Here is a 14,356-nt window from a genome sequence, read left to right on the forward strand (position 1 = left end):
TATGAGGCAGAGGGTAGAAGTAGAGCTCGGAGAGCGCAGCTATTCAATCGTAATCGGCAGCGGCGTTGCGGATGAGATACGTGCATTCGTTCGTCAGGCGGGATACTCCCCGCATGGCATGATCGTCACGGATACAAATATCGCACCGCTCTGCGCCGGACAGATTGCAGCGCTCCTCGCAGATGCAGGCGTACAGGCAGAGATCGCGACGATTCCTGCAGGGGAGTCCTCGAAGAGCCTCACGCAGGCGAATGAACTCTTTACGCGTGCCATCGAACTTGGGCTGGATCGACGCTCGCCGATTATTGCGCTCGGCGGCGGCGTGGTCGGAGACCTTGCGGGCTTTGTCGCGGCGACCTACATGCGCGGCGTGCCCTTCGTTCAGGTGCCGACGAGCCTCCTCGCTCAGGTGGATTCGAGCGTCGGCGGCAAGGTTGCCGTCAACCATCCGCTCGGCAAGAATCTCATCGGTGCGTTCTATCAGCCGGATGCTGTCTTTATGGAGCTGGATTTTCTGAAGACACTGCCCGCACGTGAGATCGCCACGGGACTCGGCGAGATCATCAAATACGGCATCATCTACGATCCCGATTTCTTTGCGTGGCTTGAGGCGAATCGCGCGGATGTGCTCGCCCTCGAACCCGCAGCAACGGCATATATGATCGCACGCTCCTGTGAGATCAAGGCGGATGTTGTGCGGCAGGATGAGCGCGAGGGCGGACTGCGGCGCATCCTGAACTTCGGACATACGATCGCGCACGCGATCGAGAAGGAGACGGGCTATGTGCGCTATCGGCACGGCGAGGCGGTCGCGATCGGTATGGTGGGTGCGGCGGATATCAGCGTGCAGATGGGGCTCCTCGCGGATGGGGAGCGTGTGCGTATGAACGCGCTGATCTCTGCGATGGGATTGCCGCTCTCTGCCGACGGTGTGACGGCAGACGCGATGTATGCCGATCTCTTCCACGACAAGAAGACCGTAGGCGGACGTATTCATTGGGTACTCGCGGAGAAGATCGGAACAGTGTCCGTGCACATTGATGTTCCTGAGGAGATCGTACACAAAACATTAGCAGGACTTTCTTCCTGAAAAAACTTAAGTAACCTTCATTTTATAACGAATAACTTAAGGAATCGCTGATAAAATGAAGTCCGTCAGATTGGCGTAGATTTTTTCGTCCGAACAAGGAGGCAAACCGGACGCATAGCAAGGACTATGTGGAGGATCGCGGGCGTAGTGCGGGCAAAAAAGATGCGTCAAGATGGCGGTGCTGAATTTATCAGTGCTTCCTTAAAGGGGGTGAGCAATGGTGAACCGTAGATGGTGCATATTTGTGCAGGCAATTTTTTTTGTGTGGATGCTGTGCACATGTCATACGGTCTTTGCTGAAACCTCCGAACTTTCATGGGAGTACTGGCAGCCAAACAGGCCCGATGCCGATGAAAAGGCAGCGAAGAGTGTTCCTGCATTCCCCAAGGAGGAGGGGCGCTGGCGGAAATTCAACCCACAGTTCGGCGTTGCCGTGCCCGAGGGAACACATTATGTTTGGATACGTGTCTACATTCCGCCCGATACGGGCGTGGACGAGAGTCTGTTCTTCTCCACAACGGATCAGGCGGTGCAGATCTTCATCGATGGCGTTTCCATCTATCGCTACGGCGATCTGAATCTGCATGATTTCTCCTATGGGCGCAAGTGGCATCTCGTCGATCTGCCTGCGTGGGCGGTTGGGCGTCATATTTACATTCAGGCGCACTCGGACAATATCTGGGTGCTCGGGCAGTTCGACCGCATTCGCCTGGATCGCGCTGCCCATCAGATTGAGGTCGTATTTCTCTACGACTTTCCCTATGTCAGCGGCATTACGGCGCTCCTCATCTTCATCATGCTGCTCGGCGTTTATTTTTTCACAGAAAAGAAGCTCCGCGATATCTATCTGCGGCTGATTGTTGTTCTGGTCATTTTTTTCGTCTGGATGATCAGCTCGTCGAGTCTTATGCTCCTCTGGCTGGATTGGCCGGTGTTCTGGTGGAATTTGGAATTGATCTCGACCTATCTTGTCCCCCTCAGCGCCAATCTGCTCATCTACAGCGTCATTGACGAACGCTACAAAAAGAACATTCTTCAGGTTTCCTGCATCTACGGACTTATTTTATTTCTTGCCGTTCTGTTTGAACTTTTGGGACAGAATGGCCTCTATCTCATGCGGTTCTTTTACTATCCCGCGCTCCTTGTCTGCGGACTCATGATCGCATACTGGCTCTGGTCGTGCCACGAGCGCGGCAATCAGCGCTGCCGCCCTTTGCTCATCGCCTTTGGGACACTATCGGCGCTTGCCGTCATCGATGGCATGGCGTTGCAGTACCGTCTGTTTGCTTGGCACATGTACCTCGTTCCATTTGGAATCTATACGATCGGTTTCTTTATTGTCCGGCTGATTTTGGAACGCGCCGCACATGAGCGCTATCTCACAGAGCTGTCCGCGAGCCTTGAGAACGAGGTCTCTGTGGTGACAAAGCGCATGGAGGTCGACCCGCTCACAGGCGTGTTCAACCGCAATAAATTCCTTGCGGCGACGCGTGACTTCATGCGGATCTCGATCGAGACCAAGGAGCCGTTTGCCCTCATCATGTTTGACATCGATCATTTCAAGAAGATCAATGACACCTATGGACACGATGTCGGCGATGTGGTGCTCGTTGGTTTCGCGCAGACGATCAGCGGATTCCTCGATCGTCGGCACATTCTCATCCGTTGGGGCGGTGAGGAGTTCATTCTGCTCTGTCTTCACTATGACGGAACGGAGGCAGAGGCGTTCGCGAATATCATTCGTGAGGCCGTTTCGAGGGCACATATTCACCCGTCGGAACAGGTGACGTGCAGCGGCGGCGTTGCTATTTGGTACGGGACGGATGAGGATACGGCAGATCATGTGGTGAAGCGTGCGGACATGGCGCTCTACCAGTCGAAGGAGAGCGGGCGCAATCGCATCACCTGCGAGCCGGACTGGCGGGCACATATGCCGTCGCGCCGTGCAAAAGGAAAGCCCGTCGCAAAGCCTCACGAGATCAATTATCCCGAGGACAGCCTGAAGGGCATCTGGGATCGCTGAGGAAAATTTTTCTTGCACATGGGCGCATCTTATGCTATATTCACTTAGTATGTGTGTGGATGGTCCGCTGGACGGCATGAGCCGGCTATGAACGTCCGAGCAAAGGAGGAAAACATATGAATATCATCGAGATCCTTGAGAAGGAGCAGCTTCGCTCCGACATCCCGCAGTTTGCACCCGGCGACACGGTTCGCGTCCATGCGCGCATCGTCGAGGGAACGCGCGAGCGCATTCAGGTGTTCGAGGGCGTTGTCATCGCACGTCAGGGCACAGGCGTCCGTGAGACCTTCACCGTGCGCCGCATCGCTTCGGGCGTCGGAGTCGAGCGTCTCTTCCCCGTGCACTCCCCGCGTATCGCCAAGATCGAGGTGACGCGCCGCGGTATTGTTCGCCGCGCTAAGCTCTACTATCTGCGCGGACTCACGGGCAAGGCAGCTCGTATTCGGGAAAAGCGCTAAATCACGATGGATGGGGACTGCTGCGGCAGTCCCTATTTTTGCTGTATGAGAGGAGGAGTTTATGGAAAAAGAAACGTCAACCGCGTCGGAGATCAAGGACTGGGTCGTATCCATTGTCGTCGCCGTCGCGCTTGCCATGTTCATCCGCACCTTTATCGTGGAGCTCTATGTCGTCGACGGACCGTCGATGCGTCCGACGCTCGAGTCGGAGGAGCGCCTCGTCGTCAATAAATTCATCTATCGCTTCCGACCGCCGGAGAAGGGCGAAGTCCTCGTTTTTCAATACCCGCGTGACCCGAGCCGCGACTTCATCAAGCGTGTGATCGCGACCCCGGGGGATACGATCGAGATCCGCGAGGGGCGTGTGCTCGTCAACGATCAGCTGCTCACGGAGGACTACATCCTCGAAAAGACGCGCAGCGAGTACCCGAAGTCAACCGTGCCCGAGGGACGCATCTTCGTCATGGGCGACAACCGCAACAACTCCGAGGACAGCCGCTTTGCCGATGTCGGCTTCGTTCCGTACGACTTCATCAAGGGCAAGGCGATGATTGTATTCTGGCCGATTTCGGCATATAAGACGCTCTGATGGAGGGAAGCATCATGCGCTTTGTATCATGGAACGTCAATGGTCTGCGTGCCGCACTGAAAAAAGGCTTCATGGAGTCCTTCAAGGAACTGGATGCCGACGCGTTTTGTCTGCAGGAAACGAAGATGCAGGAGGGGCAGGCGATCCTCGATCTGCCCGGCTACGAGCAGTATTTTTACAGCGCGGAGAAAAAGGGCTACTCGGGCACGGCGATCTTTACGCGCGTGAAACCACTCTCCGTTGCATATGGTCTTGGGATCGAGGAGCACGATCACGAGGGGCGCGTCATCACGATGGAGTTTGAGGATATCTACCTCGTCACCGTCTACACGCCGAACTCAAAGAACGCACTCGCGCGGCTTGACTATCGGCTCGTCTGGGAGGATGCGTTTCGTGCGTTTCTCCTCGACCTGCGTGCGAAGAAGCCCGTCGTCGTCTGCGGCGATCTCAACGTTGCACACACGGAGATCGACCTCAAGAATCCGAAAAGCAATCGCCGCAATGCGGGCTTTACGGATGAGGAGCGCGGAAAGCTCACCGAATTGCTGGGCGCAGGTTTTATTGACACCTTCCGTGCACTTTATCCGGATCTGACGGGCGCATACACATGGTGGTCGTATCTGCGTCATGCGCGCGAGACGAATGCAGGGTGGCGCATCGACTACTTCCTCGTCTCCGAGGAGCTGCGTGACCGTATCGCTGCGGCGGAGATCCATGCGGACGTATTCGGCAGCGATCACTGCCCCGTATCATTGACGTTGAAATAATTGTCCTCCAAAGCCTGCCCCGCTTGCGGGGAAGGGGGACCGCGAAGCGGTGGAAGGGGCAAAAAGATAGGCTGCGTGTCGTGCAGCCCTGTGATTACCGAACGATTGTATTGTAAGGAAATTTATGGCAGCACTGAAAGAAGAACTCGCGCGCGAAATCGCAAAGCGCCGCACATTCGCCATCATCTCACATCCGGACGCGGGCAAGACAACGCTCACCGAGAAGCTGCTCCTCTACGGCGGGGCAATCCATCTCGCTGGCTCGATCAAGTCGCGCAAGACGCAGCGCCACGCCGTCTCCGACTGGATGGAGATCGAAAAGCAGCGCGGCATCTCCGTCACCTCCTCCGTCCTGCAGTTCGACTACGACGGCTATCGCATCAACATCCTCGATACGCCGGGGCATCAGGACTTTAGTGAGGACACCTACCGTACGCTGATGGCGGTGGACAGCGCCGTCATGATCATCGATGCGGCAAAGGGCGTCGAGGCACAGACGCGCAAGCTGTTCCGCGTCTGCCGTCAGCGCGGCATCCCTATCTTCACGTTCGTCAACAAATTGGATCGTTTCGGCAAAGCACCGCTTGACCTCATGGATGAACTCGAAAACGTGCTCGGCATCCGCTCCTATCCGATGAACTGGCCGATCGGCACGGACGGCACCTATCGCGGTGTCTATGACCGCGAGAAGAACCGCATCGAGCTCTTTGCCGAGGATGAGACACACGGGCAGGAAACACGCGTCTCTGAGGTGTTTGAGATGGACGACCCCGCGTGGAAGGAACGCGTCGGGGAGGAGGCTGCCGCTGCGCTTGCGGACGACATCGAGCTGCTGCGCGACGCGGGTGAGGCGTTCGACCGCGCAGCCGTGGATGCAGGCGAACTCACGCCGATGTTCTTTGGCTCGGCAATGACAAACTTCGGCGTGCAGAACTTCCTCGAGGAGTACATTCGCCTCGCACCGACGCCGGCGCCGCGCATGTCCTCGGCGGGTGTGATCGAGCCGGACGATGAGAAATTCTCGGGCTTCGTGTTCAAGATTCAGGCGAATATGAACCCCGCGCACCGCGACCGCCTCGCATTTATTCGGATTTCGTCGGGCAAGTTCGACCGCAATATGAGTGTTTGGCACGCACCGACGGGCAAGCTCATCAAACTCGCACAGCCGCAGCAGTTCCTTGCACAGGATCGCCAGATCATCGACACAGCGTATCCCGGCGATATCGTGGGGCTGTTCGACCCCGGCGTGTTCGGCATCGGAGATACGCTCTGTGACCCCGCGCACAAGTTCAAATTCGAGGACTTTCCCGTGTTCCCGCCCGAGCGTTTCGCGCGCGTCGCGGCAAAGGACACGATGAAGCGCAAGCAGTTCGTCAAGGGCATCGAGCAGCTGACGCAGGAGGGGGCGATTCAGCTCTTTGAGCAGGTCGGCGCGGGACTCGACAGCTACATCGTCGGCACCGTCGGCTCGCTGCAGTTCGAGGTGCTCGAGTATCGTCTGAAGAACGAGTACAACACGGAGATCACGATGCAGATGCAGCCGTTCGAGACGGCGCGTTGGCTCGCGTTCCCAGACGGGCGCACGATCACGCCCTCCGATCTGCGCGGTGCGGATCGCGGCATGTTCGTTCACGACAAGAGCGGCAACCCCGTCCTCCTCGTGAGCAACGAGTGGGCACTTGGCTGGATCCGTGAGAACAACCCGGATTTGCAGCTCGGACAAGTACCGTTCGACCGCAGAGAGGCATAATAGAGAAACGACAAGCGGGAGATTTCGCTCATGTGGCGAAATCTCCCGCTTTCGTATGATTATGGTAGTTCGTTCATATACCGATTCACAAAGTCCCGCATCTCCTCAAGTGCGGCGAAACTTTCCGCGAGTTCGGGCAGGACGAGCGGGAAGACATGGGGCATCTCGGGGTAGACAGTGAATGTTACGTCTGTGCCGTCTGCCTTTGCCTTTGCCGCAAGCTGCTCGTCCTCGGTCAATAGGAGATCGTAGCTGCCCGTCTGGATGAGCATTGGCGGGAGACCTCTGAGATCGGCGTGAATCGGCGAGAGGCGCGGATCGTCGAGCGGGAGATCGCCCGCATACGGCGGGATACTCCGCAAGTGGGGGGCGAACGGCGTGCCCTCGCCGAGCACCTTGTCCTTTGCAAAGTTCTCCGTGCGCGACGTGCCGTCCTTGTGTTCAAAGTCCGCCCACGGCGAGAGGAGAATGAGGGCGGCGGGCTGTGGGATGTCGTGCTCCCTCAAATAAATTGCAAGTTCCACGGCAAGATTGCCGCCCGCCGAATCTCCGTAGATGATGATGTCCGATGCCTTCGTTCCGCGCGCCAGAAGTCCCCGATAGACCGTCGTCGCATCTTCGAGCGCCGCAGGATAGGTGTATATGGGCGCATGACGATAGTCCACACAGTAGATCTCCGACGCATCCGTGTACTCCGCCTGATGCACGGCAAAACTGCGGTAGAGATCCGTAATGCCGCTCATATATGCGCCGCCATGCAGCCGCAGAACAACGTGTTTTGTAGATGACTTCGGTGGAGCAAGACGCTCGACACGCACATTTCCGATGGATGTCTTTTCATACGTCCAGCCGGTGGGTGCAGTGAACGGTGTGGGTTTCTTGTCCTCGGGCGGATGATAGAGCTCGTTCATCTGCTGCTGAATGTAGTCCTGCTTCGCCTCGCCCGTGAGGACGATACCGCGCGTTTCAGGCGTATCGGATGCTTTGTCAAACGAGCATTGCGGCAGGATCATCAGCCCGAGGACGAGCATGATACCGCTGATATATCGCTTCCAGTTGTTCATTGAAATCTTCTTATTTTCCACCCGCAGCAAATGCCTCGTCTGCCCATGTGAGGAGGATGTCCTCGATGTGTGCCTCGTGCTCGTTTACCGTCGGACCTTCCGAGGTGATGTGGAGGCTGCGCCCGTCCTTGTAGGCGATGAGAATATTGTAGGCGGGATTCAAAACGGTCTCTGCGCGTGCGCCGTAGTCGTTCTCGGCGGTGAGATTGTGTGCGGCGATCACATCCTGAAGGCTCGCCTCAAGCTCCTGCGTCCATGGAACGTAGCGCTCGCGGATGTCCAGATGGCGTCCGTTCGTAAACTCCTTGCCGACGAATTCGCCAAGGCAGGTGATGAAGCTGTTCGGATCGAGCCCCTGCGCCGCAATCTCCTCGGCGGGCAGGGCGTTCTTGACGGGCGCATCGATCTGGCAGACAATGCGCATCAGAGCACCGTCCGCAACGGGATGGCGGAACTCCATCGAGAAGATCTGAATCGTGCTCGCCTCGGTGGGCGCTGCACTCCCTACGACCTGTTGAGGGGGTGTCGTCTCGGGTGCTGCCTGTCCGTAATTTGCACCGAAGAAGAAAAGAGGGGCAAGCAGAAGCATGGCGCGGCAAAGAGTTTTTTTGCGGCAGAATGTCATCATCGTCTCCTTTTCATCCAAAGAGGTCGTTCAGCGCCTCAGTCATGGTCGGGTGGGTGTAGATGGCAGAGCCGAGTGCGGCGGCGGTGATCCCGTGGTCGATCGCCATCTTTATGAGGTTGATCATCTCCTGCGACTCGGGACAGAAGAAATGTGCGCCGAGGATTGTGTCTGTCTTCGCGTCGATGATTGCCTTGAGGACTCCTGCAGGTTTCTTGTAGACCTGCGCCTTCGGGATGGCGGCAACCTCGAGACGTGTGACACGCACGTCAAAGCCTGCCGCCTGTGCCTGCTCCTCGGTCATTCCGACGCGTGAGAGCGGCGGATCGAGAAAGACGGTGTAAGGAACAGCGCCGCGGTTTGCCGTTGTGCGTGCACCCGTACCGCCGAGCTGATCTTTTACAATGCGGAAGTCGTCAAGCGAGATGTAGGTGAACTGCAGTCCACCCGCAACATCACCCATTGCCCAGATGTGCGGTACGTTCGTGCGCAGATGTTCATCCACCGCGACGGCACCGCGCTCCGTTACCGCGATGCCTGCCGCCGCAAGGTTCAGAGCCGCAGTGTTCGGGCGGCGCCCCGTGGCGACGAGGATGGCGTTCGCGGCAAGTGTCTTCTCACCGTCCTCCGTCTGCACGATGACATTCGCCCCCGCCGCGCCATCCTCGATGCGCTGTATCTTTGCACCCGTCAGGATGTGGATGCCGCGATCATTCATCTGCTGCATAACACGCGCAGCGATCTCCCTGTCCTCACGCGGGATGAAGTCACTTCCGTCCTGTACGACGGCGACGGACGAGCCGAAGTTGGCGTAGTACGAGGCAAACTCAAGTCCGATGTAGCCGCCGCCGATGATGACGAGCTTTTCGGGAAGCTCGTCGAGCTCCATCATCGTTTCGCTCGTATAGACGTGCGTGCTCTCTGCAGCGCCCGGGATTGGCGGTACGAAGGGAAGTGCGCCCGTGTTGATAAAGATGCGTTCCGCCGTGACCCACTGCTCCCCCTCTGTGCCGACAATGCGTACTGTGTGCGCATCGATAAAGGATGCCTCTCCATCGATGACGACAGCACCCGCACCCGTTACCTTCGCGTAGTTCTTCTCGCGCAACATCTTTGTGAGGCGGCGTTTCTCTGCAATCGCCGCACGATAGCGCTCCGCCTTTGCTGCGAAGTCGCCGCCCGCCGCTGCCGAGAGACGCGCGCTGTACTCCAGCGACTTCGACGGGATGCAGGCGACGTTGATGCAGGTGCCGCCGTAACGCTCCTTCGCGCGTTCGATAAGGGCGACGGTCTCGCCCTTCTTCGCGAGGAAGCCGGCAAGTGTCTTGCCCGCCTTGCCGAATCCGATGATGAGATTTTGATATGATGTGTTCTGCATCGTATGCTCCATTTCTGTTGAAATTTATGTATATAACTGCTGTTATTATAGCATTTTTTGACACAATGAAGAGAAATATTGCGGAAAAAATGTGTGCCTCATTTACAAATACAAGGATTCCTCCTATAATGATAGAGAATGGTTCTCTATCAATGGAAAGGAGTGGACTATGCTGACGCATGAAATACTGGCACCGCATACAGAACTCCTGCTGCAGCACGATCTGTTCGAGGGAATCCCTGCGGATGCGCTGCCGGAACTCCTCAATGCGCTCGGCGGCGATCTGAAGCACTATGCGGCGGGTACGAACATCATGCGCATGGGGCGTGCGCCGATCGTGACGGGCATCATCCTCTCGGGATCGATCGAGGTGTCCTTTCTCAACGAGAACGCCGACCAGATCGACATGAGCATCTTCGAGGCGGGCAAGAGCTTCGGCGAGACGATGGAGGGCGCGAATCTCTCGGCGAGCCGCATGTTTGTCAAGGCGCTCCACGATACGCTGATTCTGCGCCTCCCGTTTCGTCAGCTGTATCATCGCAGCGCGTGCACGGATCCGCATCTCTGGCGCTTTACGCTCAATATGCTGCGGCGCATCTCGCACAAGGGCATCTTCTACCAGCACAAGATTCGCATCATGGGGCAAAAGAGCATCCGAGCGAAGCTCAGCGTCTACCTGCAGGCGATCTCGTCCGAGGGGGGCGAGGGGCTGCGCGAGATGAACCAGACGCAGCTTGCACGCTATCTTGGCGTCGAGCGCAGTGCACTCAGCCGCGAGATGAGTCATATGCGCGACGAGGGGATCATCGACTATGACCGCAAGACGTTGCGGGTGCTCAACCCGGATTTTCTCGCGCTGTAGGAGAACAGAAAGACCTGCCGCACGTTTGCGGCAGGTCTTTTCGTATGGGCAGGGGGAGCCTTACACCATCTCTTCGGGATGGAAAACCTCGTCGAATTTTTCGGCGGTGAGGAAGCCGAGGGCGACGCATGCCTCCTTGAGGCTGATGTTCTCGTCGAACGCCTTGTGCGCGGTCTTCGCGGCGTTCTCGTAACCGATGTACGGGTTCAGCGCCGTGACGAGCATGAGCGAGCGATGGAGGTTCTCGTGCATCTTCTCGCGGTTCGCCGTGATTCCTGTGACGCAGCGGTCGTTGAACGACTTGATCGAGTCGGTGAGGAGGCGTGCGGACTGGAGGAAGTCATAGATCATGACAGGCATGAAGACGTTCAGCTCGAAATTGCCCTGCGAGGCGGCAAAGCCGATTGCGGCATCGTTGCCCATGATCTGCACGGCGACCATCGTGACGGACTCGCACTGTGTCGGGTTGACCTTGCCCGGCATGATGGAACTGCCCGGCTCGTTCGCGGGGATCGTGATTTCGCCGAGACCGCAGCGCGGACCTGCTGCGAGCCAGCGGATATCGTTTGCAATCTTCATCATGTTCGCGGCGAGTCCCTTGAGTCCGCCGTGCGCAAAGACAACGGCGTCCTTGCTCGTGAGTGCGTGGAACTTGTTCGGCGCGGTGACGAACTTCTTGCCCGTCAGCTCGCTTGCCGCCTCGGCAACGGCAACATCGAAGCCCTTTGGTGCGTTCAGTCCCGTGCCGACGGCAGTGCCGCCGAGTGCGAGCTCATGCAGGAACGGCAGAGCTGCCTGCAGCTGCTTCTTCGACTGCTCAAGCATGGAGAGCCAGCCGCTGATCTCCTGAGAGAAGGAGATGGGTACAGCATCCTGCAGATGTGTGCGTCCGGTCTTGACAATGCCCTCATTCTCCTTCATCAGACGGCGGAAGGTATTTGCGAGGAGGTCAATGCTCGGGAAGAGTCCGTCCTCGATGGCGATGACGGCGGCAATGTGCATCGCTGTCGGGAAAGTGTCGTTCGAGCTCTGCGACATGTTGGAGTGATCGTTCGGATGGAGGATTTTCTCGCCCGCGATCTCGTTGCCGCGATTTGCGATGACCTCGTTGACGTTCATGTTGGACTGCGTGCCGCTGCCCGTCTGCCAGACGGCGAGAGGGAAGTGTTCCGCGAGTTTGCCTGCGATGATCTCGTCGCACGCCGCCTTGATGGCGTTCAGACGCTTTTCGTCGAGCTTGCCGAGCTTGTTGTTCGCGATGGCAGCGGATTTCTTCAGAATGCCGAATGCATGGATGATCTCGGCGGGCATCTTCTCGATGCCGATCGGGAAGTTCTCGAAGCTGCGCTCCGTCTGTGCCGCCCAATACTTGTCTGCGGGCACCTTGACTTCGCCGAGGGAATCGTGTTCGATACGATACTCCATTTGGATTGTCCTCCTTAAAATTGTAATAGTAGAGAGAAAAATCTGCTAATGAGAGTATAGCACAAAAATATGAAATTGAGAATATTTATCTTGATATTTTCTGTAAAATTGATCGTGCGGTGATGCCGATCAGGATGCCGGTCAAAACGCCGACGAAGCCAAGCACGGGCGCGTAATAAAATAAAGCGGATGTCTGCATGACGGCGGCAGCGGCGAGGAGCTGCGCCATGTTGTGCAGGAAGCCGCCCGCGGCACTGATCGCAATGATGGAATGTTGTGTATGTTTTTTGAGCAGTGCCATTGCGGTGAAACTCGCCGCACCACCTGCGAGGCTGTAGAGCATGGGAGCAAACCCGCCGCCGAAGGCGGAGGCGAGGAGGATGCGCAGCGTGAGCATGAGCGCTGCATCACGCGTCGGCAGTGTGCAGAGAGCAATGAGCGTGACAATGGCGGCAAGCCCGAGCTTTGCGCCGGGCACGGGCAGCGGCAGAGGGAGGAAGCCTTCGAGTACGAAGAGGATGAGCGAGAGCGCGGTGAGGAGCGCGATGCGCGTGATTCGACGGAGGTTCATATTATTTCACTTCGACGAGGAGTTTGTGCGGCAGGCAGGCGATCACATCGCCTTTTTTCTCTGCTTTTCCTGTCTTTACGCAGACGAGGTCGGGGCAGTCGGCATCCACGACGGCGATCGTCTCGCCCTCAATGCGGATCGTGTTTGTGCCGTGCGCATCTGTGATGACGATCTCCTCTGTGCCTGTGTGTCCTGTGAGAGGGATGTCGTAGAGCTGCACGTTATCCTGTGTGATGACAGCATGACGCATATCGCTGTCCGCACGTGTGAAAAAAAACACGGCGCCGATCCCGCAGAGGAGAAGCAGTGTGCCGATGAGGGCTAGATCGTTCTTCTTCATTGATGTTTCCTTTCCCTGTATGATATAATCCCCTTGCCACGGCTCTCATCCGGTCAATCAGGCACGGGAGGGAGGTTGGTGACGTGCACATCTCTGATCTGTTGCTTTCGTTGCTCATCAGTGTTGTCGGGAGTGTTCTTGGCGCGCTGATTGCGCAGAGGCTGAGGAGGTAGAAGCAGCCTCCGCTGTGGCATCAGCCGGGTGCGTCTCATCAGCGCACAAAAAAAGCCTCGGGGGTCATCACTCCCCGAGGCCTTTCTATTGGTTGGCGCATGCCCACCTCTGATTCGTGATCATTATAGCATTGATAGAAAAGCATTTCAAGTGTATATGGGAGTTTCGCCATAGCAGAAATGGGAGTGAGATCAAGAATGCTGTGACTGGAAAAATTTGTGTGGAGGTGTTACAATGTCTAAGGAACCACTGATAAAAAGATGCGCTAAGATGGTGGTGCTGAATTTATCAGTGCTTCCCTAAAGCAGAGATGCCTTTGTGCCGTCAAATGCCGCGTCCCAGCTCGCGCTGCCAATAGGCAAGATCGGGCTCATTCAGCGGCAGGTCAATGGTCTGTCCGTTGTCGTAGTAGAAGCGCAGGCGCACGCTCGTCGCCTTGCGGATGGCGGGGAGACTTGCGCGCGGCAGCTCGACGAAGAGTTTGTTTTCATTCTTGTAGGGGCTGTCCGCTCCCTCCACGGGGCGCAGCGTGTACTTGGTCGCGGCCTTCATCTCCCATGCGGCACCGTCCGTGTAGAGAATGACATCGGGGAGCAGTTTCGCCTTGTCATAGCGATAGTCCCAGAGCGCGAGCGTTGCGCCCTCGAGCCGTCCTTCGTCCGTGTAGGACGACCGGAAGTCGATGCGCGCGTAGGCGGAGAGACTGCGCGCACTGCGATGATCGATCCGGTAGGTGTAGGAGAGACCGAAGATGCCGACGAGGATGAGGAGCAGTGCGACAAGGATGACGAGTCGGTGGAACAAATTCTGCATCGTGCTCCTCCTTTCAATGGATTCGTTGTTTCGGGGTATTATAACATAGGGGAAAGCTTTTTGTCAGCAGTTGATAGAAATGGGTTCTATGATAATTGTTACGGAAGAATGCGGACTGCGATGTTCCAAAGCAAACCCTAGTGGAGCAAGCGGAAAAATACTGACCTGTCCAAGAAGCAAGTCCGTAGGACGAAGCTGATTGGGTAACAGGTCGCATGGGAAAACGTCCCAAGAACACGAGCGTTCGCGAAGTGTGATTGTATGACGTTGACCGCTTGCGCGGTACGCCCCGGCGGATTTCGTCGTTCAACCGAAGGGCGTTTAGAAATTCGCCGGTATTTAAGCGTACAAGCGCACGAACGCTTGCGAACGAGGCGTTTGCGTGGAGCATCGCAATCCGTAACACTTGACATAGACCCTAGAAATG

General features: G+C 57.0%; 14 protein-coding genes. 7 read left to right on the forward strand and 7 right to left on the reverse strand.

Annotation, left to right across the window (positions count from 1 at the left end):
* Position 1 precedes the first annotated feature (1 nt).
* The 6 genes from aroB to HMPREF9081_RS03910 all read left to right on the forward strand — a co-directional run bounded on the left by aroB (position 2) and on the right by HMPREF9081_RS03910 (position 6,677).
* Entirely contained in the window at positions 2-1,090 is a 1,089-nt protein-coding gene (gene aroB / locus HMPREF9081_RS03885) for a 3-dehydroquinate synthase (protein WP_006305688.1), read from the forward strand.
* Positions 1,091-1,307: 217 nt separating this feature from the next.
* Entirely contained in the window at positions 1,308-3,113 is a 1,806-nt protein-coding gene (locus tag HMPREF9081_RS03890) for a GGDEF domain-containing protein (RefSeq protein ID WP_006305689.1), read from the forward strand.
* 116 nt (positions 3,114-3,229) lie between these two features.
* Positions 3,230-3,571, forward strand: coding sequence for a 50S ribosomal protein L19 (gene rplS, locus HMPREF9081_RS03895; protein ID WP_006305690.1), 342 nt, complete (start codon positions 3,230-3,232; stop codon positions 3,569-3,571).
* A gap of 61 nt (positions 3,572-3,632) precedes the next feature.
* Positions 3,633-4,160 carry a signal peptidase I gene (lepB, locus tag HMPREF9081_RS03900; protein ID WP_006305691.1) on the forward strand — a complete coding sequence of 176 codons (528 nt, stop codon included), beginning with the start codon at positions 3,633-3,635 and terminating at the stop codon, positions 4,158-4,160.
* A 14-nt stretch (positions 4,161-4,174) separates the two neighbouring features.
* The gene (locus HMPREF9081_RS03905) at positions 4,175-4,927 is read left to right on the forward strand and encodes an exodeoxyribonuclease III (RefSeq protein ID WP_040394443.1); all 753 of its coding nucleotides are present in this window, start codon (positions 4,175-4,177) and stop codon (positions 4,925-4,927) included.
* A gap of 124 nt (positions 4,928-5,051) precedes the next feature.
* A complete protein-coding gene (locus HMPREF9081_RS03910) occupies positions 5,052-6,677 on the forward strand; it encodes a peptide chain release factor 3 (RefSeq protein ID WP_006305693.1) in 1,626 nt (541 codons plus the stop codon).
* A 59-nt stretch (positions 6,678-6,736) separates the two neighbouring features.
* Here HMPREF9081_RS03910 and HMPREF9081_RS03915 read toward each other — a convergent pair whose 3' ends face one another.
* From HMPREF9081_RS03915 to HMPREF9081_RS03925, 3 genes are read right to left on the reverse strand one after another with little or no spacing between them, the layout of a single operon-like run.
* Positions 6,737-7,741 (reverse strand): alpha/beta hydrolase, encoded by a 1,005-nt coding sequence (locus HMPREF9081_RS03915; protein ID WP_006305694.1) that lies wholly within the window; start codon positions 7,739-7,741, stop codon positions 6,737-6,739.
* A gap of 10 nt (positions 7,742-7,751) precedes the next feature.
* Entirely contained in the window at positions 7,752-8,369 is a 618-nt protein-coding gene (locus HMPREF9081_RS03920; RefSeq protein WP_245529849.1) for a hypothetical protein, read from the reverse strand.
* A 10-nt stretch (positions 8,370-8,379) separates the two neighbouring features.
* Positions 8,380-9,744: an FAD-dependent oxidoreductase gene (locus tag HMPREF9081_RS03925; protein ID WP_040394449.1), complete on the reverse strand. Its 1,365-nt coding sequence runs from the start codon at positions 9,742-9,744 to the stop codon at positions 8,380-8,382.
* Between the two features lie 169 nt (positions 9,745-9,913).
* On the opposite strand from HMPREF9081_RS03925, the gene HMPREF9081_RS03930 reads away from it, so the two are divergent.
* Positions 9,914-10,606 carry a Crp/Fnr family transcriptional regulator gene (locus HMPREF9081_RS03930; protein WP_040394451.1) on the forward strand — a complete coding sequence of 231 codons (693 nt, stop codon included), beginning with the start codon at positions 9,914-9,916 and terminating at the stop codon, positions 10,604-10,606.
* Between the two features lie 60 nt (positions 10,607-10,666).
* Here the strand turns inward: HMPREF9081_RS03930 and fumC are convergent, their stop codons facing one another.
* The 4 genes from fumC to HMPREF9081_RS03950 form a co-directional block, all read right to left on the reverse strand.
* Positions 10,667-12,031, reverse strand: a complete 1,365-nt coding sequence (gene fumC / locus HMPREF9081_RS03935; RefSeq protein ID WP_006305698.1) for a class II fumarate hydratase — start codon at positions 12,029-12,031, stop codon at positions 10,667-10,669.
* An 85-nt stretch (positions 12,032-12,116) separates the two neighbouring features.
* Entirely contained in the window at positions 12,117-12,602 is a 486-nt protein-coding gene (locus tag HMPREF9081_RS03940) for a Gx transporter family protein (protein WP_006305699.1), read from the reverse strand.
* Between the two features lies 1 nt (position 12,603).
* Complete coding sequence (locus HMPREF9081_RS03945) at positions 12,604-12,942, reverse strand: NusG domain II-containing protein (RefSeq protein ID WP_006305700.1); 339 nt, start codon at positions 12,940-12,942, stop codon at positions 12,604-12,606.
* Between the two features lie 498 nt (positions 12,943-13,440).
* Positions 13,441-13,929, reverse strand: coding sequence for a hypothetical protein (locus HMPREF9081_RS03950; protein WP_006305701.1), 489 nt, complete (start codon positions 13,927-13,929; stop codon positions 13,441-13,443).
* Positions 13,930-14,356 lie beyond the last annotated feature (427 nt).

Origin of the sequence: Centipeda periodontii DSM 2778, assembly GCF_000213975.1 — a bacterium.
GTDB lineage: Bacteria > Bacillota > Negativicutes > Selenomonadales > Selenomonadaceae > Centipeda > Centipeda periodontii.

Excerpts from the sequence above, each read along its gene's own strand:
- aroB (WP_006305688.1), top strand. The coding sequence starts at position 2 with ATGAGGCAGAGGGTAGAAGTAGAGCTCGGAGAGCGCAGCTATTCAATC.
- rplS (WP_006305690.1), top strand. The coding sequence starts at position 3,230 with ATGAATATCATCGAGATCCTTGAGAAGGAGCAGCTTCGCTCCGACATC.
- HMPREF9081_RS03930 (WP_040394451.1), top strand. The coding sequence starts at position 9,914 with ATGCTGACGCATGAAATACTGGCACCGCATACAGAACTCCTGCTGCAG.
- HMPREF9081_RS03905 (WP_040394443.1), top strand. The coding sequence starts at position 4,175 with ATGCGCTTTGTATCATGGAACGTCAATGGTCTGCGTGCCGCACTGAAA.
- HMPREF9081_RS03925 (WP_040394449.1), bottom strand. The coding sequence starts at position 9,744 with ATGCAGAACACATCATATCAAAATCTCATCATCGGATTCGGCAAGGCG.
- HMPREF9081_RS03945 (WP_006305700.1), bottom strand. The coding sequence starts at position 12,942 with ATGAAGAAGAACGATCTAGCCCTCATCGGCACACTGCTTCTCCTCTGC.
- HMPREF9081_RS03915 (WP_006305694.1), bottom strand. The coding sequence starts at position 7,741 with ATGAACAACTGGAAGCGATATATCAGCGGTATCATGCTCGTCCTCGGG.
- HMPREF9081_RS03910 (WP_006305693.1), top strand. The coding sequence starts at position 5,052 with ATGGCAGCACTGAAAGAAGAACTCGCGCGCGAAATCGCAAAGCGCCGC.
- HMPREF9081_RS03920 (WP_245529849.1), bottom strand. The coding sequence starts at position 8,369 with ATGATGACATTCTGCCGCAAAAAAACTCTTTGCCGCGCCATGCTTCTG.
- HMPREF9081_RS03940 (WP_006305699.1), bottom strand. The coding sequence starts at position 12,602 with ATGAACCTCCGTCGAATCACGCGCATCGCGCTCCTCACCGCGCTCTCG.
- fumC (WP_006305698.1), bottom strand. The coding sequence starts at position 12,031 with ATGGAGTATCGTATCGAACACGATTCCCTCGGCGAAGTCAAGGTGCCC.
- HMPREF9081_RS03950 (WP_006305701.1), bottom strand. The coding sequence starts at position 13,929 with ATGCAGAATTTGTTCCACCGACTCGTCATCCTTGTCGCACTGCTCCTC.
- HMPREF9081_RS03890 (WP_006305689.1), top strand. The coding sequence starts at position 1,308 with ATGGTGAACCGTAGATGGTGCATATTTGTGCAGGCAATTTTTTTTGTG.
- lepB (WP_006305691.1), top strand. The coding sequence starts at position 3,633 with ATGGAAAAAGAAACGTCAACCGCGTCGGAGATCAAGGACTGGGTCGTA.